12 protein-coding genes and 2 tRNA genes are annotated in these 19,891 nt (G+C 64.7%); 5 read left to right on the forward strand and 9 right to left on the reverse strand.

Annotation, left to right across the window (positions count from 1 at the left end):
- Positions 1 to 52: 52 nt before the first annotated feature.
- On the reverse strand, positions 53 to 2,653 hold the full coding sequence (locus FHT19_RS19355) for a TonB-dependent receptor (protein ID WP_211184965.1): 2,601 nt from the start codon (positions 2,651 to 2,653) through the stop codon (positions 53 to 55).
- A 236-nt stretch (positions 2,654 to 2,889) separates the two neighbouring features.
- Entirely contained in the window at positions 2,890 to 4,947 is a 2,058-nt protein-coding gene (recG, locus tag FHT19_RS19360; RefSeq protein ID WP_169476406.1) for an ATP-dependent DNA helicase RecG, read from the reverse strand.
- 64 nt (positions 4,948 to 5,011) lie between these two features.
- Between recG and FHT19_RS19365 the strand changes: the two genes are divergently transcribed.
- Positions 5,012 to 5,323, forward strand: a complete 312-nt coding sequence (locus tag FHT19_RS19365) for a succinate dehydrogenase assembly factor 2 (RefSeq protein WP_168557593.1) — start codon at positions 5,012 to 5,014, stop codon at positions 5,321 to 5,323.
- Between the two features lie 197 nt (positions 5,324 to 5,520).
- Positions 5,521 to 9,024, forward strand: coding sequence for a transcription-repair coupling factor (gene mfd / locus FHT19_RS19370; protein WP_169476407.1), 3,504 nt, complete (start codon positions 5,521 to 5,523; stop codon positions 9,022 to 9,024).
- Between the two features lie 12 nt (positions 9,025 to 9,036).
- On the opposite strand, the gene FHT19_RS19375 is transcribed toward mfd, so the two are convergent.
- Positions 9,037 to 10,401 carry a bifunctional diguanylate cyclase/phosphodiesterase gene (locus tag FHT19_RS19375; protein ID WP_169476408.1) on the reverse strand — a complete coding sequence of 455 codons (1,365 nt, stop codon included), beginning with the start codon at positions 10,399 to 10,401 and terminating at the stop codon, positions 9,037 to 9,039.
- Between the two features lie 135 nt (positions 10,402 to 10,536).
- Here FHT19_RS19375 and FHT19_RS19380 point away from each other — a divergent pair, with 135 nt between their 5' ends.
- The 3 genes from FHT19_RS19380 (at position 10,537) to FHT19_RS19390 (ending at position 11,806) form a co-directional block, all read left to right on the forward strand.
- Positions 10,537 to 11,346: an NAD kinase gene (locus tag FHT19_RS19380; RefSeq protein WP_246866300.1), complete on the forward strand. Its 810-nt coding sequence runs from the start codon at positions 10,537 to 10,539 to the stop codon at positions 11,344 to 11,346.
- Between the two features lie 256 nt (positions 11,347 to 11,602).
- Positions 11,603 to 11,677, forward strand: a tRNA-Asn gene (locus tag FHT19_RS19385).
- Between the two features lie 54 nt (positions 11,678 to 11,731).
- A tRNA-Asn gene (locus tag FHT19_RS19390) sits at positions 11,732 to 11,806 on the forward strand.
- On the opposite strand, the gene FHT19_RS19395 is transcribed toward FHT19_RS19390, so the two are convergent.
- The 6 genes from FHT19_RS19395 to FHT19_RS19420 all read right to left on the reverse strand — a co-directional run bounded on the left by FHT19_RS19395 (position 11,796) and on the right by FHT19_RS19420 (position 19,869).
- Positions 11,796 to 13,289 (reverse strand): recombinase family protein, encoded by a 1,494-nt coding sequence (locus FHT19_RS19395; RefSeq protein ID WP_169476409.1) that lies wholly within the window; start codon positions 13,287 to 13,289, stop codon positions 11,796 to 11,798. The two genes, FHT19_RS19390 and FHT19_RS19395, sit on opposite strands and share 11 nt — an antisense overlap.
- A 277-nt stretch (positions 13,290 to 13,566) precedes the next feature.
- The gene (locus tag FHT19_RS19400) at positions 13,567 to 14,001 is read right to left on the reverse strand and encodes a hypothetical protein (RefSeq protein ID WP_168557589.1); all 435 of its coding nucleotides are present in this window, start codon (positions 13,999 to 14,001) and stop codon (positions 13,567 to 13,569) included.
- Positions 14,002 to 14,005: 4 nt separating this feature from the next.
- Complete coding sequence (locus FHT19_RS19405; protein WP_248290563.1) at positions 14,006 to 14,551, reverse strand: lytic transglycosylase domain-containing protein; 546 nt, start codon at positions 14,549 to 14,551, stop codon at positions 14,006 to 14,008.
- Positions 14,541 to 17,525, reverse strand: coding sequence for a MobF family relaxase (gene mobF, locus FHT19_RS19410; protein ID WP_169476411.1), 2,985 nt, complete (start codon positions 17,523 to 17,525; stop codon positions 14,541 to 14,543). The genes FHT19_RS19405 and mobF overlap by 11 nt, the downstream gene beginning before the upstream one ends.
- Entirely contained in the window at positions 17,522 to 19,570 is a 2,049-nt protein-coding gene (locus FHT19_RS19415; RefSeq protein ID WP_169476412.1) for a type IV secretion system DNA-binding domain-containing protein, read from the reverse strand. The genes mobF and FHT19_RS19415 overlap by 4 nt, the downstream gene beginning before the upstream one ends.
- Complete coding sequence (locus FHT19_RS19420) at positions 19,567 to 19,869, reverse strand: hypothetical protein (RefSeq protein ID WP_169476413.1); 303 nt, start codon at positions 19,867 to 19,869, stop codon at positions 19,567 to 19,569. Before FHT19_RS19420 ends, FHT19_RS19415 begins: the two co-directional genes overlap by 4 nt.
- Positions 19,870 to 19,891: the final 22 nt, after the last annotated feature.

Genomic DNA, 19,891 nt, shown 5'->3' on the forward strand with positions numbered 1-19,891 from the left:
TTTGGAGCCGACCCGGGGAGAGGATCGGGCCGGCCCCGTGATCCGGCAAAGATCAATAACGAACCGTGATGTCGGCCAGATAGCTGCGGCCATACTTTTCATAGCGCGCGATCTGGTTGGCGTCGTTGTTCCAATAGAACCGCGCCACCTGGTTGGTCAGGTTGTTGGCCTGCACGCGCACCGAGATGTTCTTGGTGATGGTATAGCCGATGCTGGCCCCCAGCGTGGTTTCGCTTTCCAGGCGGGTGAGCTTGGAGGCGTCCCAGCCATAGATCACCGTGAACGGGCTGTGATGCTTGAGCGCCAGGCGCGCGTCGATGCCATGGTCGGAATACCACAGGTCAACCTCGCCGGTGAAATCGGCCAGGCCCACCGCCGGGAACGGATTGGTGCTGGGCGAAAGTTCCTTGAGGTCAGACTTCACGAAGGCGGCGTTGGCATAGATGCCGAACTTGTCGAGGCCGGGGATGAAGTAGAACGGCGTCTGCAACGTGGTTTCGATACCGGCGATATAGCCGCCCTTGCCGTTGGCCGGGCCGGTGATCAGGTAGTCGGCACCGTTGATCGTCTGCGTGGTCTGGGCATAGCCGATGTTGGTATCGACATCCTTGTAATAGCCCGCAACCGCCAGCAGCGCATCCTTGTGGAAATACCATTCCACCGACAGGTCACCCTGCGTGGCCATGAATGGGCGCAAGTTGGGATTGCCGGCCGAACCGGTCAGCTGCGGCGGATAGACCGACAGGTTCTGGTTGGCACGCAGTTCATCGAGCGGCGGACGCGAGATCACCCGCGCTGCGGCCACGCGCAGCTTGAGCATGTCGGTCAGCTCGAAGTTCAGGTTGATGCTGGGCAGCGCGCGGAAATAGTGGTTCTGCGCGTTCACCGGCGAAAGCACGGTCACGTTGGCCGTGCCGTCCCAGCTGGTGGAGGCAGACGTGCCCGTGCTGTGCGTCACCACGTCGACGAAACGCACGCCGACGTTACCCGAAAAGCCATTGCCGCCGAGGTCAGCCATCACATAGCCTTCCATGTCGTCTTCGCGCACGCGCCAGCCCTTGGTGGGATCGTCGGCGCCGGGGGTATAGACCACCGCCTGACTGGCGATGGTGTCGAAATCGCCCCACACCATCGTCGGCACGGTGAAATTGCTCGTGTTGAAGGCGGTCAGGTCCGACGCGTTGAGCGTCACGCTGCCGCCACCCACGGTGGCGATGCTGCCGCTGCCATAGGCCAGGCTCTTGACGCGGTTGGAATAGCGCAGGCCCACGCCAATGCCCGAAAGCCAGCCGCTGTTGACCGCGCGGCGGATGTCGATCTGCCCGGCGCCCAGGTCATCGTGCAGGCGCTGCGGCCCGTCATAGATGCCGGGGTAATAGCTCTGCACCGTCTGCGCGCTGGTATCGCCCACGTTGGCCCCGCTGATCGAGACCGACGGCACCTGGCCCGCGCCAGTGGCAAAGGTGGTAGTGGAGGGATAGAATTCCGTCGCCACCGAGCGATAGAGGTTGTTGCGCTTGGCGCTGGAATAGGAAACGTCGGTCTTCACCGACCAGGTGCCATCATCGTACTTGGCGTTGAGGCCCGAGACGAACAGGGTCTTGTCCTCGGTATACTTGCCGAAAACGTTGGTGACCGAGGAATAGTTGTTGAGCGTGGCGCCCGTCACCGTGTTGCCGGCGAGCGTGTAGTTCCCCTGCTGGTAGATATCGCCGGCCTGGCCGAAGTTGCCGCCCCAGTCGCCCCAGCCGTTGGAACGGCCATACCACTGCTGCGCCTGGTTCTCGTCGATCTTGATGTTGGAATAGAGGCCGTCGAGCGTGATGTCCCAATAGGAACCCGGCTTCCACTGCAAGGCAGCCGTGGTGCTCCAGCGGGTTTCGGTCAGGCCCTTGACTTCGGCCTGCGCGCCCCAGGGGGTGTTGATCTTGTTGCCGCTGGCGTCGGTCGGCGGGCTGCCGGTGTCGACGGTGTTGTAGCCCCAGCCCTGGAAGCTTTCGAAGCCGTTCTTCTGGCGCTGGTAGGTGCCACCGATCACCAGGCCGAGGTTGTCGGTCAGCTTGCCGACATATTGCGCGCTGCCGCGGGCGCCGAGGCCCGAATAGCCCGGAATGTCCTTGCCGCCATCGTTATAGATCGCGCCGCCGCGCACGGTGAAGGCGGGCCCATGGTAATCGAGCGGCTTGATCGTCTGGATGTCGATCGTGGCGGCCACGCCCCCGGCGATGAAGTCGGCGCTCTGTGCTTTGTAGACCGTCACGCCCGAGACGATTTCGGACGGGTAGATTTCCCAGCGCACGTTGCGGTCGGGTTCCGACGAAGCCACTTCGCGCCCGTTGATCAGGCCCAGCACCAGGCGCGGACCAAGGCCGCGCACCGCGGCCTGGCTGGCATTGCCGCGATCGCGCGTGGCGGTCACGCCCGGCAGGCGACCCAGCGAATCCGCGATGGTCACATCGGGCAGAACGCCGATGTCCTTGGAACTGATGGTTTCGGCCACCACCGTGGTGGCGCGCTTGGCATTGAGCGCATCGCGCAGCGAAGCGCGCAGCCCGGTGACGACGATCGCCTGGTCCGACGGGGCTTCATCAGCAGCCGATTGCGGCGCGGCGGCATTGTCGGCGGCTTGCGCGAAAGCAGCGTGAGAGCCCATGGCCAGCGCCAGGACACTGGTTGCACAAAGAACGCGACGGAAATCGAGATGCATGAAAAGCCCCTCCCGGAAAACAGTGAAGTCTTATTTATACGATAAATAGGATTCGTATGCGCCAGGTGTCAAGCCATGTCGCGCAAGGCGGCAGATGTGGCAGGGCAAACACCGCCAGGTGTTGCCCGGTGGCAACAGCAAGCAAGTGTCAGGAACGTTGCGAAATCAACGGTGTGGCAGCGTCAACCGCCGCGCAGCAGTTGGACGCCCCAATCGCGCTCGAACAAGTAGAGCAGCACGCGCGCCGCCTGCCCGCGCGGGGAATCCAGCCCGCCATCGCGCTCCATCAACAGCCGCGCGTCATCGTGGGCAATCGCCAGCAGGTTGGCGATCTGTTCGAAATCGGCGACACGAAACGGCGTATCCCCCGATTGGCGCGTGCCGAGCAATTCGCCGCCGCCGCGCAGGCGCAAGTCTTCCTCGGCCAGCAGGAACCCGTCCTGCGTCTCGCGCATCAGGGCCAGCCGTTCGCGGCCCACTTTGCTCACCATGTCGCCGCGCAGCAGCAGGCAGGTGGACTTCTGGCTGCCCCGCCCCACGCGCCCGCGCAACTGGTGCAACTGCGCCAGGCCAAAGCGCTCGGCCTGCTCGATCACCATCAAGGTGGCGTTGGGCACGTCCACGCCCACTTCGATCACCGTGGTCGCCACCAACAGGCTCGCCTGCCCGCTGGCGAAGCGCTCCATCGCCGCGTCCTTGGCTTCGGGCCGCATCTGGCCGTGGACCATCACCACACGCTCGCCAAAGCGTTCGGCCAGCATGGCGTGGCGCGCTTCTGCGGCGGCCAGGTCCTCGTTCTCCGCCTCGCGCACCATCGGGCACACCCAATAGGCCTGGTGCCCGGCGGCGATGTGCCGGCCGATCCCGTCGATCACGTCGGGCAAGCGCTCCTGCGCCACCACGCGCGTGTCGATCGCCTGGCGGCCGGGTGGCATTTCGTCGAGCCGCGAGACTTCCATCTCGCCATATTGCGCCAGGGTCAGCGTGCGCGGAATCGGCGTGGCGGTCATCGCCAGGCAGTGCGGCGTGGCGCGCGCTTTCTTGGTCAGCATCAGGCGCTGCCCCACGCCAAAGCGGTGCTGCTCGTCGATCACCACCAGCGCCAGGTTGCGATAGCCCACGCTGTCCTGGAAGATCGCATGCGTGCCCACCAGAATGTCGATTTCGCCATCCAGCAGGTTCATCAACAGCGCCTCGCGTGCGCGGCCCTTGTCGCGCCCAGTCAGCAGTGCGATGTTCACCCCGGTGCCGCGCGCCATTTTGGCCAGGGTATCGGCATGCTGGCGCGCCAGGATTTCGGTGGGTGCCAGCAAGGCCGCCTGCCCGCCTGCCTCCACGGCCACCAGCATGGCATGGAGCGCCACGGCGGTCTTGCCCGAACCCACGTCGCCCTGGAGCAGGCGCAACATGGGGGAGCCTTGCGCCATGTCGCCCTCGATCTCGGCAATGGCGCGGGTTTGCGCACCGGTCAGCGCAAAGGGCAGGTTGAGCTTGGCACGCAGACGTCCGTCGCCATGCAGCGGCTGGCCCACTCGCGTGCGGTTCGCCGCGCGCACCAGCATCAGCGCCAGCGCATTGGCAAACAGTTCGTCATAGGCCAGGCGATCCTTGGCGCGCTTGTCGGGTGCCTGGTGCGTCCGGGCCAGCGCCTCGTGCCAGGCGGGCCATTCCTCGCGCGCCAAGAGGCCTGGCTCGATCCATTCGGGCAGGCGCGGCGCCTGGGCGAGCGCCTGGTGCACCAGCGTGGCGATGCGGCCCTGGGTCAGGCCTTCGGACAAGGGATAGACCGCCTCGGTCATCTGGCCTTGCAGGCCTGCGCTGTCCTCGCTCACATGATCGGGGTGGACGATCTGCCAGGTCTGGCCGAACTGGTCGAGCCGCCCGGCCACCCAGCGCTTCTCGCCCACCGGCAGCGCCTTTTTGCCGGTGTAGGATGCCCGGCCGAAATAGGTGATCGACACGTGGTTGCCCACGCTGTCTTCGGCAATCACGCGGAACGGGCCGCGCCCGGCCGGCTGGCGGTGCTCGCGCACGGTCAGGGCCACGATGATCTGCTCGCCCAGCGCCGCTTCATCCAGCGCCTGCACCGCGCGCCGCTGCACGAAGCGATCGGGCAGGTGATAGAGAAAGTCGCGCACCCGCGTCAGCCCCAGCTTGTCGAGCGGGCGGGCAAGGCCGGCGCCCACGCCTTTCAGGCTGGTGGCCTCGGCAAACAGGGGATTGAGCAAATCGGGGCGCATGGGGCTCCCATAATCACCATGGGGCCGTTGCGCCATGGGGCAAGCTGGCTTACCCGCAGCCCTTATGACCGAAACGACTGCGACTCCTGAATCCGGCCCGGACTTTGGCAAACTGGACGAAGCACGCCTGCGGCGCATGAAATTCCGCGCCTGGCATCGCGGCACGCGTGAGGCCGACTACATGATCGGCTGCTATTTCGACCGTTTCCACGGTGAATGGGGTGAAGCCGAAGCCGTCTGGTTCGAAACCCTGTTGGACGAGGAAGACGTCGACATCCTGGGCTGGGCCCTGGGCACGCTGTCGGTGCCGGAGGAATATGCCGGCCCGCTGATGGACCGCATGCGCCAACTGGACTACGTGGAGATTCCACGCTGACGTGGCGCCTGCCGCCCTTCGACAGGCTCAGGGCGGACGGAACATTGTTGCAATGTTTCGTGTTTCCCCGTTCGGGCTGAGCTTGTCGAAGCCCCCGGCACCACCGCTTGAGTCCGTCCAGGAACAACAAAACAATCTCCGTTCGCCCTGAGCCTGTCGAAGGGCGCGCACGCAACGTCCGCCAAAAGAACCCAGCCATGCCCGACCTTTCCCGCATTCTTTCCGCCCGCAGCCCGCTGACGCTTGCCAGCGTGGCGCGCGGCGCGCAGCCGCTGGTCATGGCGGACCTCGCCCGTGCCGCTGCGGCGGCGAAGACGCAGGGCCGCTGCGTGTTCATCACGCCCGATGACACCGCCCTGCGTGCCCTGGTGGAAAGCGCGGCGTTCTTTGCGCCCGAACTGGACGTGATCGATTTCCCCGCGTGGGACTGCCTGCCGTTCGACCGCGCCTCTCCCGCCCTGTCGATCAGCGCGCGGCGGCTGGCGGCCCTGCAAAAGCTGCAGCACAAGCGCGACGGGCGGCCGCAACTGCTGGTCACCACGATCAACGCCGTGCTGCAACGCACGCTCACCCCGTTTCGCATCCGCGAATCCACCCGGCTGCTCACCCCCGGCGTGGAAATCGGCCGCGAAAGCCTGATCGCGCTGCTCCAGCGCCAGGGCTATTCGCGCACCGACACCGTGGTGGACGCAGGCGAATATGCCGTGCGCGGCTCGGTCTTCGATATCTTTCCCACCGGGCTCGATCACGGGCTGCGGCTCGATTTCTTCGGCGACGAGCTGGAAACGCTGCGCCTGTTCGATCCGGCCACGCAACGTTCGGTCCAGCCGGTGGAAACCCACCTGCTGCTGCCCGCCAGCGAGGCGCTGCTCGACGAAACCTCGATCAAGCGCTTCCGCAGCCGCTATCGCGAGATCTTCGGGGCCAACGCCACCGGCGACGCGCTTTATCAGGCGGTCAGCGAAGGCCGGCGCCTGGCCGGCATGGAACACTGGCTGCCGCTGTTCGAAGAGCGGATGGTCACGCTGTTCGATCACTTGGCCGAGGGCGACCTGGTGGTGCTCGACAGCGCCGCCGCCAAGGCCGCCGAGAGCCGGCTCGATGACATCGCCGATTACTATGCCGCGCGCACCGAAGCCTCGGCCCGCCAATCGGGCACCTATCGCCCGCTCAAGCCCGACGCGCTTTATCTCACGCGCGAAGAGCTCGATCGCGCCTTGGCCGGGTGGCCAGTGCATCGCGCCTCGATCTTTGCCGAGCCGGAAAGCGCCAGTGTCATCGACTTCGGCTTTTCCAGCTCGCGCGATTTCACGCCCGACCGCGCGCAAGGCGTCAATATCTATGAAGCCGCGGCCAAGCATCTGGCGGCGCTGGGCACGCGCGGTCTCAAGCCGATCGTCGCGGCCTATACCACCGGCTCGCGTTCGCGCCTCGCCTCGCTGCTGGCCGAGGCGGGCAAGCAGGCACCGGCCCTGGCCGATACCTGGCAGGAAGCGCTGGGCCTGGCTGCCAGCGGCCGCCCGGTCGCCGTGGTCCTGCCGCTGGAACAGGGCTTTGCCAACGACACCCTGGAACTGCTGACCGAGCAGGACATCCTGGGTGACCGCCTGGTGCGCCGCAAGAAGAAGCGCAAGGACGCCGACGCGTTCCTGGCCGAGCTGTCTGCGCTCACCCCTGGCGATCTGGTGGTCCACATGGACCATGGCATCGGCCGTTACGAGGGCCTCGAAGCGATCACCGTGGGCCAAAGCCCGCACGATTGCGTGCAACTGACGTATGCCGGGGGCGACAAGCTCTACATTCCGGTCGAAAACCTCGACGTGCTTTCGCGCTATGGCGCCGAGAGCGAAAACGTCGCGCTCGACAAGCTGGGCGGCGAAGGCTGGCAGCGGCGCAAGGCGCGCATGCGCGAGCGCATCCTGGAAATGGCCGGGCAGCTGATGGCCACCGCCGCGTTGCGCGCGCTGCGCCAGGCCGATGTCCTTGCGGTCGATCCGGCGAGCTATGGCCCCTTTGTCGATCGCTTCCCCTGGGACGAGACCGAGGACCAGGAACGCGCCATCGACGACGTGCTGGGCGACATGGCCGAAGGCAAGCCGATGGACCGGCTGGTCTGTGGCGACGTCGGTTTCGGCAAGACCGAAGTGGCCCTGCGCGCGGCGTTCGTTTCGGCGATGGCCGGGCACCAGGTGGCGGTGATTGCCCCCACCACCCTGCTCGCGCGCCAGCACTACAGCAATTTCGTGGAGCGGTTCTCGGGCTTCCCCCTCCAGATCGGGCGCCTGTCGCGCCTGGTGCCGGCCAAGGAAGCCACGCAGACGCGGGCTGGCCTCGCCGATGGCACGGTGGACATTGTCGTGGGCACCCACGCGCTGCTTTCCAAATCGGTGGAATTCAAGCGGCTGGGCCTGGTCATCGTCGACGAGGAGCAGCGCTTTGGCGTGACGCACAAGGAAAAGCTCAAGGAGCTCAAGACCGACGTCCACGTCCTCACGCTCACCGCCACGCCGATCCCGCGCACCTTGCAGATGGCCATGTCGGGCCTGCGCGAACTGTCCACGATCCAGACCCCGCCGGTCGATCGCCTCGCCGTGCGCACTTATGTGATGCCGTGGGACGATGTCACCATGCGCGAGGCCTTGATGCGCGAGCACCAGCGCGGCGGGCAGAGCTTCATCGTCGTGCCGCGCATTGCCGACATGGCCGAAGTGGAAGACTGGCTGCGCCTCAACGTGCCGGAAATCCGCTTCGTGACGGCGCATGGGCAGATGAGCCCGACCGAAGTGGAAGACCGCATGAGCGCCTTCTATGAAAAGCGCTATGAAGTGCTGCTGTCCACCACGATCGTGGAAAGCGGGATCGACATTCCCAGTGCCAACACCATCGTGCTCCACCGCGCCGATCGCTTTGGCCTGGCCCAGCTTTACCAGCTGCGTGGCCGCGTCGGCCGGGGCAAGCTGCGCGCCTATGCCTATCTCACCTATCCGGAAAACCAGGCCCTTTCGGAAGTGGCGGAAAAGCGCCTCAAGGTGCTGGGCGATCTCGATTCGCTGGGCGCCGGGTTCCAGCTGGCCAGCCATGACCTGGATCTGCGCGGCGCGGGCAATCTGCTGGGCGACGAACAATCGGGCCATATCAAGGAAGTGGGCTTCGAGCTTTACCAGTCCATGCTGGAAGACGCGATCATGGCGGCCAAGGCCGGCGAGATCGGCATGGCGCGCGAGCGCGACGCATTGTCTCCACAGATCACGCTCGATGCGCCGATCATGATCCCCGAAGACTATGTGCCCGATCTGGCCGTGCGCATGGCGCTCTATCGCCGCATGAACGATGCCGAAGGCGCCGATGCGGTGGAAGCGCTGGCGGCCGAGATGATCGACCGCTTCGGCCCGCTGCCGCAACCCACGCAGAACCTCTTGCAGCTGATCGAGGTCAAGCGCCAGGCGATCGAGGCCCGCATTGCCAAGATCGACGTGGGGCCCAAGGGCGTGCTCGTGTCGTTCCACAACGACGATTTCCCCGATCCCATGGGCCTGGTCGCCTATGTCGAGCGGCTGAAAGGCACTGCCAAGCTGCGCCCCGACAACAAGCTGGTGATCCAGCGCGCCTGGGGCGATCCGCAAGGGCGCCTCAACGGGCTGGTGCAGCTGACCAAGGGCCTGTCCACCATCGCGCGGCGCGCCGGCAAGAAAGCCGCCTGATCGCCGGAGCGGTCAGGCCGGGCTCCCGGCCGCCATCCGCGCCATGGCGGCACCATCCATCGGCCCGGCACGCAGGAAGCCCTGGAACAAGTCCACGCCTTCTTCCGCCAGCACGGCGAGTTGCGCTTCGTTTTCAACCCCCTCCGCCACCACCGAGAGTGAGAGGGCGCGGGCCATGGCCACGATGGCCGCCAGGATCGCGCGGTCGCGCCCATCGCGCGCCACGTCGCGCACCAGCGAGCGATCGAGCTTGAGCGTGTCGAGCGGCAAGGCTTTCAACGTGCGGAAGTTGGAAAAGCCGGTACCGAAATCGTCGAGCGCCACGGCCACCCCGCGCGCGGCCAGGGTGCGCAATGCGTCCGCGCATGCCTCGAAATCGGCAATCAGGGTCTGCTCGGTGATTTCCACGGTCAGCCGGTCGGGGGCAAAGCCCGCAGCCTCGGCCCGCGCCAGCAACCCGCCGGCAAAATCGGGCAAGGCAAAATCCTCGGCCGTGATGTTGAGCGACAGGCGCATGCCCGCTGGCCAATCGCGCGCGCCGGCAAGAGCCGTGCTGGCGATCGCTTGCGATAGCGGCGCCATCTGGTCGGCCCGTTCGGCCACCGCAAACAGGGTTTCCGCGCCGATCCGGCCCATGCCCGGATGCTCCCACCGCGCCAGCGCTTCGGCCCCGGCGAGCGCGCCATCGACCACGCGGAACTGCGGCTGATAGAGCACGGCGATCTCGCCGCGGTGCAGCGCGCCGATCAGGTCTGCTTCAAGCCGCGCTGCGCTGCGCCCGCGTGCCGGATGGCCGCCATCGGCCCACAACAGCCGCCGCGCCCCGCCGCGCAGCAATTGCACCAGCGCCTGGTCCAGCCGGTCGAGCAGCGCGCCGCCGCCCTCGCCCGATTGGCCGCGCAGCAGGGCAATGCGCGGCAAGAGGCGCACCACCTCGCCGCCGAGCGAAAGCGGCCGCGCCACGCTGCGCGCCAGGCCTTGGGCCAGCAATTGCCAGCGCTCGCGGCTTACCGGCCGGGCACTGGCAACCAGGAACTCCCCGCCGGAAACCCGCGCCACCAGGATGCCGCCCCGCGCGCTGTTGCAGATCGCCATGTCCTGCGCGGCGAAATGGGCAATGCGCCGCGCCACTTCGGCCAGCACGCGATCCCCGCCGCGATGGCCAAAGGCCAGGTTCACCGCCTGAAAGCGATTGAGGCCGATCAGCATGGCCTGGACGAACCCGCCCCGGCCCGCCTGATCGAGCCAGGCGCGCGCCGCACCGGCATCGGGCAGGCCGGTCAGCCCGTCGCGCCCGCCATTTGCCTCACGCGCAGGGTCGGTCGGAACGCGCCCGTCGGGCACAATGGGCTGATCGGGGCGGCCGGGCGTGGTCATTGTCGCCCCGCCCTAGCAGAGCGCATCGGGCGTTGTCTGCCCTGCGACATACCTCAGACATTTTCGCATTGCGCCATAATGGGTCGCCCCATATCACGCCCCCAGTTCGCCGCAGGTCCTTGCGGCAGGGGATGCATGATGACGGCAACGATCGGATCGCCAAGCGGCGCCAGCTACGAACGGCTCGCCCTGCTTGCTTCGCCCACCGACCGCGCGCAAGAGGCCGCCGCCGCGCTGGCCAAGGCCCACGCCTGGGTGCCGTTCGACGAGGCGGAAGCCGTGGTCGTGCTGGGCGGCGATGGCTATATGCTGCAAGTCCTGCACCAGATGCTCGATGCCGATCGCGTGGTCCCGGCCTATGGCCTGAACCTGGGCACCGTGGGTTTCCTGATGAACCGCCAGAAAAGCAGCCGCGCGCTGGAAGAGCGCGTGGCCCGCGCCCGCCCCGTGGCGATCAGCCCGCTGCGCATGGACGCGGTGACCAGCGATGGCGAAACGCAAAGCTGCTATGCCATCAACGAAGTTTCGCTGCTGCGCGAAACCCGCCAGACCGCCAAGCTGGAAGTGACCGTCAACGGCAAGGTGCGCATCCCCGAGCTTTCGTGCGATGGCGTGCTGGTGGCAACGCCCGCAGGATCGACCGCCTACAACCTTTCGGCCAATGGCCCGATCCTGCCGCTCGGCGCCAATATCCTGGCGCTTACCCCGATCAGCCCGTTCCGCCCGCGGCGCTGGCGCGGCGCGATCCTGCCCGACACGGCCGAAATGGTGTTCCGCGTGCTCGAATCGGTCAAGCGCCCGGTGCTGGTCGTGGCCGACCAGAAGGAAGTGCGCGAAGTGAGCGAAGTGCGCGTGCGCGCCTGGCGCGATCACCAGCTGACCTTGCTGTTCGACCGCGGCCGCAGCCTGGACGAGCGGATATTCGCCGAACAATTCATGAGCTGAGGGCGTGCGAAGATTTGGCCTGGGGCGGGCTGCCAACGGCCGCCTTCTGCGCTTCCGCTCCTCGGGTACATGAAAGTACGCTGCGGTCCGGTTCTCGAAGACAGCCATTCTCGCTCCACCCCAGGCCAAATCTCCGCACGCCCTGCCGCGGCGGCAGGTTGGCACTCCGCGCTGTGGAAAAATTTGCCCCGCGCCGGCTTGCCATGGCCGAAATGAGTGCTATTAGCGCGCACCTGGCCTGGGCAACCGGGCCTGTTCCCTGATAGCTCAGCGGTAGAGCTCTCGACTGTTAATCGAGCGGCCGTAGGTTCGAATCCTACTCAGGGAGCCATTTCCTTCTGTCCTTGCACAGAAGGCCACATACCCCGGGTCACGCCGGGCCTGTTCCCTGATAGCTCAGCGGTAGAGCTCTCGACTGTTAATCGAGCGGCCGTAGGTTCGAATCCTACTCAGGGAGCCATTTTTTCATTTCCGGGTGGAGACCCCCCTTCAGGGGGCATACCGCTTCCACCGGGAGAGCTGATTTTCTCCAGTAAGTCGAATGACTTACGGAAGATTGTGGTGAGCTCTCCATCTGCAAATGAGCAGTTCGATAGCACGAGATTCAGGGCTCTGCGCTTGCTGGAAAGAGGCAGCGTCTCAAATCGGTGATGAGCCGTCCGGGCGAAGTCGACGAGCGCGACACCGTCATCGATCACGTCATCTTCCGCGAAAGAGAGGCTCTCGAGGTCGCGGACACACCTGTCTCGCTCTTCTCTCCATGTTGCCGCGACGCGATCGTGAAACTCGCTTGTCACCCGCCCCTCGATTTTGTCGAGGTAGAGGGTGTCGAGCCGGTGTTGAAGGCGATCGGCTTCCGCTCGGATCTTTGCCACCCGTTCGTCGCGTTCCCGAATCTCGTTTGCCCGGCTTTCGCGAATCGCCTGGCCAATCATCCGAAAAACGTCATCGTCCAGTCGCAGCTTCCTGAGTTGAGCGGCAAACATGACGTCCAGCGCCTCTTCTCGAACGTAGGGCTCCGGGCACCGCCCTTTGAACTTCGAGCAGTGATAGTAGATGTACCTGCCCTTTTTAATTTCCGCCGTCATTGCACACCCGCAATGGCCGCAGGTCATCAAACCGGTGTAAGCAAACTCGTGGCGGTTCCCGTGAACGTTGGAAATGCTCCTTCCGTCGAGGATTTCCTGCACGTTCATCCAGGTCGCGAAGGTTGTCAGCGGCGTGTGTGAACCCTCATACAATTTGCCAAGCCATTCGAAGGATCCTGTGTAAATCCGACTCCGCAATATCCTGTGGACGGAACTCGACCCGATCGGCTTGCCTGTCCTGCGGTAGCGCAGCCCAGCGTCCCGAGCCTTTCGGGTGAGCTCCTTGAGGGAATATTCCCCGCTTTCGAACCACTCGAACAGACGCGTGATGAGAGGACCGGTCTCCGGATCGATGGCGATAACCCGCTTACCGTGAGCGCCCACAATATTCGTGTAGCCAAGCGGCGCGAATGAAGGCCAGATCCCCTGCTCAGCCTTCTCGAGCATACCCTTTCGGGTTTCCTCTGACAGATTGTCGATATAGTTCTTCGCCATCAGAACCTTGATGCCGTGCATGAATTTCTCGGAGGACCGGGAATCTCGCGACAACACCACGTTCTCTTTTACGAAGTGAACCTCCAGGTCCAACCCATCAACCGTCACCCAATCCTTGAGATTACGGTATAGCCTATCAGTCTTCTCAACGAGGATCGTTCTCACGCTTGCATGCTTCTTCATGTAGCGGAGCATTTCCTCGAAGCCCGGTCGGCCAGACCGCTTGGCTGTTTCTACGTCAACAAAATCGGCTGCGATTCCGATTCCATTTTGCGACGCATATTCCCGCATGAGTTTCTGCTGGGCGGGGATCGAGAATCCTTCCTTCTCTTGCTCCGCCGTCGATACGCGAGCGTACATGACGGCCCGTGCCTGGTACGTCACGGAAGCCGGCGTCCCTCGGCTGCGAGCAGCGGACTTATTTCTGGGTTGAGCCATATTCTTACTCCTAACACCTCAACTCTAACCACCCCCTCCCCATTTCGGAAGTGTTACGCAAAAGTTCGATATGCGTCCCGCCTGGGGTTATTGCAGTTCGAAATGGATCTCACTTTGGGTTACTAAAGTTCGAAACATATCCCACTTGGGGTATGAGCAGCCGTACCTCTGTTGATGATATTTATTATTTTGATGAGGCTTATTTTCTGAACAACATCACGAAATCAACCAAGCTGCCAAGGTAGTTCCTAGCCAGATCATCGCTCACCGGCTCGCCTTGCCTTGATGAGAAATACCGCTTGGCCTCCTCAACCAGATCACCGGAAAATTGGGATCTGCTTGCAACAAAGGTGCTCGCTTCCGGCGGCGTCGCCGCATTTGGTCCGGCCTTCTGCCGCTCCGCAATCAGAGCGATAGCGCTTTCGACCGCGGGCGCGGCAATCGGATGGGTCTCTGCCGTTTGGTTGGCCGAGACGTAACCCCGTTCAGGTTGGATGACAGATCTCGGCTCAGCTGACGCCATATCGCCACCCTGCCTGTGAGGAGCGACCTCATCTGCGGAGTTGTCGGGCGGATTGGCGCGATCAGCCGCCGGCACCCCATCCGGCGCGCTCGTTTTTCGCTTGCGCCTCATCGCTTCAGCGCCGCCCGTCTAAATGCGGCTCGCTGACACGCTGAGTGATCCATAAGGGGCCGTAACGGCGCCTTAGGTGCCCGATGAAACTCTCAGCATAGCGCCGCTGCCGGGAAGCTGTCGGACTGTGGTAGACGCCGATCGCTTTCCAATAATCTCCGGTCGCGTGCAGGCCGGACAGGAAAATCCAGCGTGCTGCCTGCACATTGAAGCAGGGGTCCCCGATCAGCCATGCGCGGACGTCGGCCGGCCGCTTTGCCACCAGTGTGGCAAGCTTCGGCACCCAAGAGCTGTTGACCTGCAGGGGCCCAAGGTCATGACTGCCATTGTCATTAGGCACCTCGGCACCGATCCAGCCACCCTCCTGATCGCGCAGACCCCACAGCGTCTTTTCCAGCCAAGCGCGGCCGCCGGCGGCATCGCGAATACATGCAGCAAGACGAGCCTCATGCTCGGGCGGCGATCTTACCGCCGCGCTGGCCGGTTGGAAGGACAGGGCGATGATTCCCAACAGAGCCAGCAACGCGAAGGGCACGCGGTCAGCGATCATGACCGCCTCCATGCTCGTCCCCCAGTGAGGGGGCTCGTTCTGGCCGGAGCGTCGATTGAGCCTGTGCTTGATGACCGTCTCGGCCGTCTCCCACTCGATCGACGCCGCCTCGGGCGCGTTCAAGGAGGCTGGAAAGCCACTGATCCAGCGATCTTGCGGCAGCCTGCGCCCGATCGGCAAAATAGGCCGCAAAGCTGTCTCTGGGAGGTGCTGACCGCTCCGCCCGTTCGGCCCGCAACCGATCTTTTCGCGCCTCCCGCTGAGCGCGTTGCTCCTCGCGCAGCCGGTCCCAACGCTCTCCATGTTGGGCTGTTCGCCCCTTGACGCTGTCCCGGTCGATCCGCCCCAATCCCTGAAGCGAAGACGTCTTCTCGCCGGATCGGGTCCTGAGCCGATCAACCAGTCGCTCCCGATCCTCCGTCCAGAGCCGCGCCCCAAAGCGAGCCCGCGTGATCGCGGTGTAATAATTTTGGCCCGTCACGAGTGGCGAGTTGACGGGCGCCAGGACATAGACGCGATCGTACGTTTTGGATTGGGCGGAGTAGACAGTTTCGCCGTAGCCGTGGTCCCAGGTTTTGTGCTGAGAGAGGTCGATCTCCTGGCTTCGCCCACCGCGATCCCATCGGATCGTTGCGACCGGCCCGTCGAGCCGTTCGACCGTGCCGCGTTCGGCGTTCCTCAGGCCAAGCTCCTTGCTGACCAAGCGCCACTGAATACGGTCCCCAGCGGCGAGTTCCCGCTGCTCCTCCTTGAACACGTTGATCTGAGAGGCGCGGCCAAGCCGAGGATCCCACTGGATGGTCCTGCCATGCTCGTCGAGCAGATTGACCGTCTGGCGACCGCGCGCGTCTCGCCCGATCCCGATCACCTTGTATTCGGCATCCCGGGCGACGCCGAGACCAACGTTGTCCCGGGAGAACACGACAACCTGGCCTCGGGAGTAGAAGCGCGCGAAATGCTTCTCCTGGTCCGTCATGCCCGACGGCGACAGGATCGATAGCCGAGCTTCCTCGGCAGCCAGCCCGCCCTCCGTCTTCAGCGCTTCGCGAATCCTGGTGTTGACGATCAGACGGGTCGCGTTCTCGAGGACAAGGATGTTGGTCTTCGCGCGCTGCTCGGGGCTCAACCTCGTCCAGTCGGCGACCAGCGCCTTGGCAAGGTCCTCGCTGTTCGCGCCGCTTGTGACTGACTCCAGCGCCTTGAGCGATCCGACGTAGTTCTGGAGGCGGGCGAGCCGGACCGCCTGCATGATCCCATCGTTCTCCTGGCGGACAGGATCCTTGAGTTCGGCCTTTGGCATGCCGAGCCGCATCATCAACCAGAAGGGTTTGCCCTGCTCGATCGCGCCCGTCTGCCGGGTGTCGCCGAGCAGGATCAGACGCGCTCCGGTGGCACGGCTGATCTCGAGTAGCCGCATCGCTTGCCGGTTGCCGAGTTGGCCTGCCTCGTCGATAACCAGGACATGGCTGTCGTCGAGCTTCGCCCCCCCGGTGGCGAGCAGGCTCGCCACCGTACGCGACTCGATATTGGCCTTTTGTCCCAGTTCGCTGGCGGCTGAGGAAGTGGGAGCAAGGGCGATGAGCGTCGCCCCATCCCCCACCGCCTCACGCAATGCGCCGATGATCGTCGACTTGCCCGAGCCAGCAACGCCATGCACCGCGACAATCCGGTGGTCGGATGTACCAAGATGGAGGAGCGCTGTCCGCTGTTCGGGTTTGAGATCGCGGGCGATCCCGGCGTCGCGCAACGCCTCGACAGACGCCAACGGCCCGGCATCGTTCAGCGCAAGCGCCAGCTGATCCGATAGCGCGATTTCAAGGCGAGCGGTCTTGCGGGTTGTTCGTCCCCGCGTGTGAACCTCGTCGCCCGTCCGCTCGTGCGTGGCGAGCAGTTTCTCGCGGGCCTGGTGCTCCTCAACAACGGGACGCACATCCGACAGGCGAACCTCGCCGACATGAGAGGCAAGCGCTGTCTGCAGCAGCCGACCGAGATTGTTGACCGCCTCCTTGCCTTCCGATTGCCGTATACCGAACAGCATTGCCCGGGCTGCAGTCGGAGCCTCCACGTCCACCTGGCGCTCACCGACCTTCTCGGCGTCGGCGCGGATCTGCCGCACCGCTTCGGCATGTTGTCCCAGGCACCCTTCCCACCGCTCGTGTAGCCCTTCGAGCGACACTTTCTGCTTAGGTCCGCGGGTGGCGTAGAAGGATTTCTGACGCCCCGCCTGCCCGTCCAGACCATGCTCTTTCGCATGGGCATCGATCTGCTCGGCCCTCTGGGACATATCGGCGATCAGGCCCTTGGGCACGCCCCGGATCTCGAACAGGCCCCGGCGCGGATCGAACTCGACGTCGTAGCCCCGTTCTCGCAGGAGGTGGGCAAGCTCATTCCGATAGACCTGCCCAGCCGTCATCTGCTCGGCGAACATGGCCCGGGTGTCGAGGCTGACCTTCCTCGCGCCATCCCGCTCATCGGTGATATTCATGACGACGACATGGGTGTGAAGGTGCGGATCGAGTTCGCGGGAGGCATGCTCGGTGAAGCGCGCCCAGATCAGACGCCCAGTCGTCCGCTCGGTGACTTCGCCATCCACGCGATGGCGCATGAGCGCATGTTCTTCCAGATAGGAGAGCGCCGCCGTGACGGCCTTTTCGTGGGCGTCGACGATCCGGTCGTCGTTCGCCACCAGAGCCATGATCGACACCGATTTCGGCGCGTTGACGGCGAAATCCCATCCGGGATGATGCTGAATCTGGCCGTCCTTGCGCCGACGGCCAAGCTGCTGGTGGCCGACCTTACCGGCGAGCAATTCCTTGAAGGTGCCGGGATCAACCTCGCCCTCCAGGCCGAGCTCGGCGGCGATCTTCCCGCCCCATTGAGACTGCTCCTCGGTGCCTTTGGTGTAATAATCGCCGACCGTATAATAGCGTGCGATGTTGGCGGGTTTGCCCTTGAGCCGGATCGGGTTGATCATGCCGGCCTCGCTGCATTGCGGGCGCCGTCATGGCGGCCGTGTTGGCTGAGGCGGAAGCCGACCGGCTTGCCGAACAGCTCGAGTGGAGGCGGAGGGTCGGTCGCTTCCCCTTTCTCAGCAGCGTGCGGTGGCGCCGGAGCGGGCTCGTTTTTCGCTGGTGGGATTTCCGGATCCATCGCTTCTTCGGGCGCAACAAGCGGTAGCTCAGCACCGGGATCAGGTTGGGTCGCGCGACGCCGCTTCGCGGAAGGCGCCTTCGGCGCGGCCGGTGGTGGCGACGAAGCCGGCGCGGGGGACACTGCGGGTTCCGGCACAGCCATCCGCACCGGAGCGGTTTGGCGCTCCTCGAAAGCCTCGGCGACGGATGCCACTTTGTTGTAGCTGTCCTCGAATCGGACCACCGGCAGGCTGCGCCCGAACCTGAGATAGCCCATGAGGTTGGGCAGATTGGTGACCTCGGTGTGCATGACCAACGGGCGGGTCACCTGCATGCGCGAGAGGTTCACACCGTCGCGCATGTCGTTCACGCCATAGGACATGCCCTCATTGGCCTCGACCTGTTCGACCTGGCCAAGGTTCTCGCTGACATGCTTTGCGGTGGGAGTATCGTTGGCGCGCAGCGCCACCCAGGTTGAGCAGTAGCCGGTAATCGCGGCGGCATCCTGGATGCCGTAGGTGGCCTCAAGCTGCGGGTAGCTCTGGAAACCGAGGATGCCGCAGCCACCATATTTCCGTGCGCGGGCAAGGAAGTCGCCAAGCGAGGGCAGACGCTGGAGTGTGGGAAGCTCGTCGATTACGCAATAGAGGCGCCGGTTGCGATCGGGCGTCATGCTCATGATCGCGCTGATCGCGATATCGAGCCACACCGTGATCAGGGGGCGCAACGAGGGCAGTTGGTCCGCCTTGACGGTGATGAAGAGCCAGCTGTCATCCTTCTCGTTGGCGACCCAGTCGCGGATTGAGAAGCCATCAGCGGTGTCGTCGAGATAGGAGAAGCTACGCATCACCGAGGCGAGCTCCGCCTGGATGCCGGCGCTGGTGCGCTCACCCTCGGTCGAGATGAAGGCCGCCGCATCGGTGCCCGCGGCAAAGGCGGCGAGGTCCTTCAGTTTGGAGCGGAGCAGCGTGTCGAGCAGGATCGAAACGAGGGTGCGCTCCTGCCGCGCCAGCTTCCGCATCACGGCGACCAACGTGCCTCGCGCAGCCTTCGCCCAGAAGGGGTCACCAGCCTTGTCGGGGATCGTCGACTCGGCGATCTGATCGTAGTGATAATCGCGGGGCACATCGACCCAAGGCGACCAGCAGTCTGCCCGGGCGTCGAGGGGATTGAGCAGCACATCGATCCCCGGTCGGTAGAACTTCTCCACGAAGGTTCCGGCAGTGTCGTAGACGATCGCGCGGCGCTTCCGCTTCCGGATGCCGTCGAGCATCTTGACGATAATGTTGGTCTTGCCGGTACCGGGGGCCCCGCAGATGAGAATGTGCTCCGGCTCGAACGCGTCGGGGACATTCACCCCGCCGATATCGAAGCTGCCCTTGGCGTAGCGCCACAGCGCGCGGCGGACCTGCCGCACCGTCCCGAAGCGCGCGCCGCGCAGAAACTGGTTGGAACCGAGCCCCCTCCCCGTGCGGGTAAAATAGAACCAGGCCCACCCGAGCATGCCGAGGGCGAACAGGCCGGCGAGCAGCGCACCGTGGAGAAGGTAGGTCTCGAAGGCGGCGAGCGTCTTGTGCGCAACGCCCGAACTGACGAGCCCTTTGGGTGTGGTCCAGTATTGCTTGCCGGCTGGCGTCTTGAACAGGATCGGGGTCGCATTGCCGGGAAGCGTGTCGCCCATGAAATAGGCCTGCGTGACCTTGAGCATCACGAAGCGTTCGTACTCGGAGGACTTTTCGAGGGCGTACCAGACGGTGCCACCGATCCAAATCACAAGCGCTGCAAGGAAGGTCTGGTAGAAGACCTGAGTGGTCATGCGGACGTTATGAACGATGGCCTGGCCGCCCCTCGTCCACGAGCCCAGCGTGTCGTGGCGGAAGATGCTCATGGCCGGTCCTGCTCGGGATCGAGCAGCCCCCTTTCACGGAGGAGGCGGCGGGCTTCGCCCAACCCCTTCTGAAGGATGTCGGGCGAACGCTCACCTACCGACGTCGCGAGAATCGCGAAGGCCTGGATGGCGGTCGCGTGGAGCTCGTCGAAGCGGGCATGATAGCCCGACGGATCGGTGCCTTCGAAGCGCTCGAGGATGTCGCGACAGTAGGTCGCGGCGCCGAGACCGGCATTGCGCGCCTGTACGGTAAGGCGCGCATAGAGGTCGTCGTCTATGCGGATTGTGATGCGTGCCAAGCGGCGGACTCCTTGTCCGGCA

The organism is Novosphingobium sp. SG919 (assembly GCF_012932495.1).
Lineage (GTDB): Bacteria > Pseudomonadota > Alphaproteobacteria > Sphingomonadales > Sphingomonadaceae > Novosphingobium > Novosphingobium rhizosphaerae.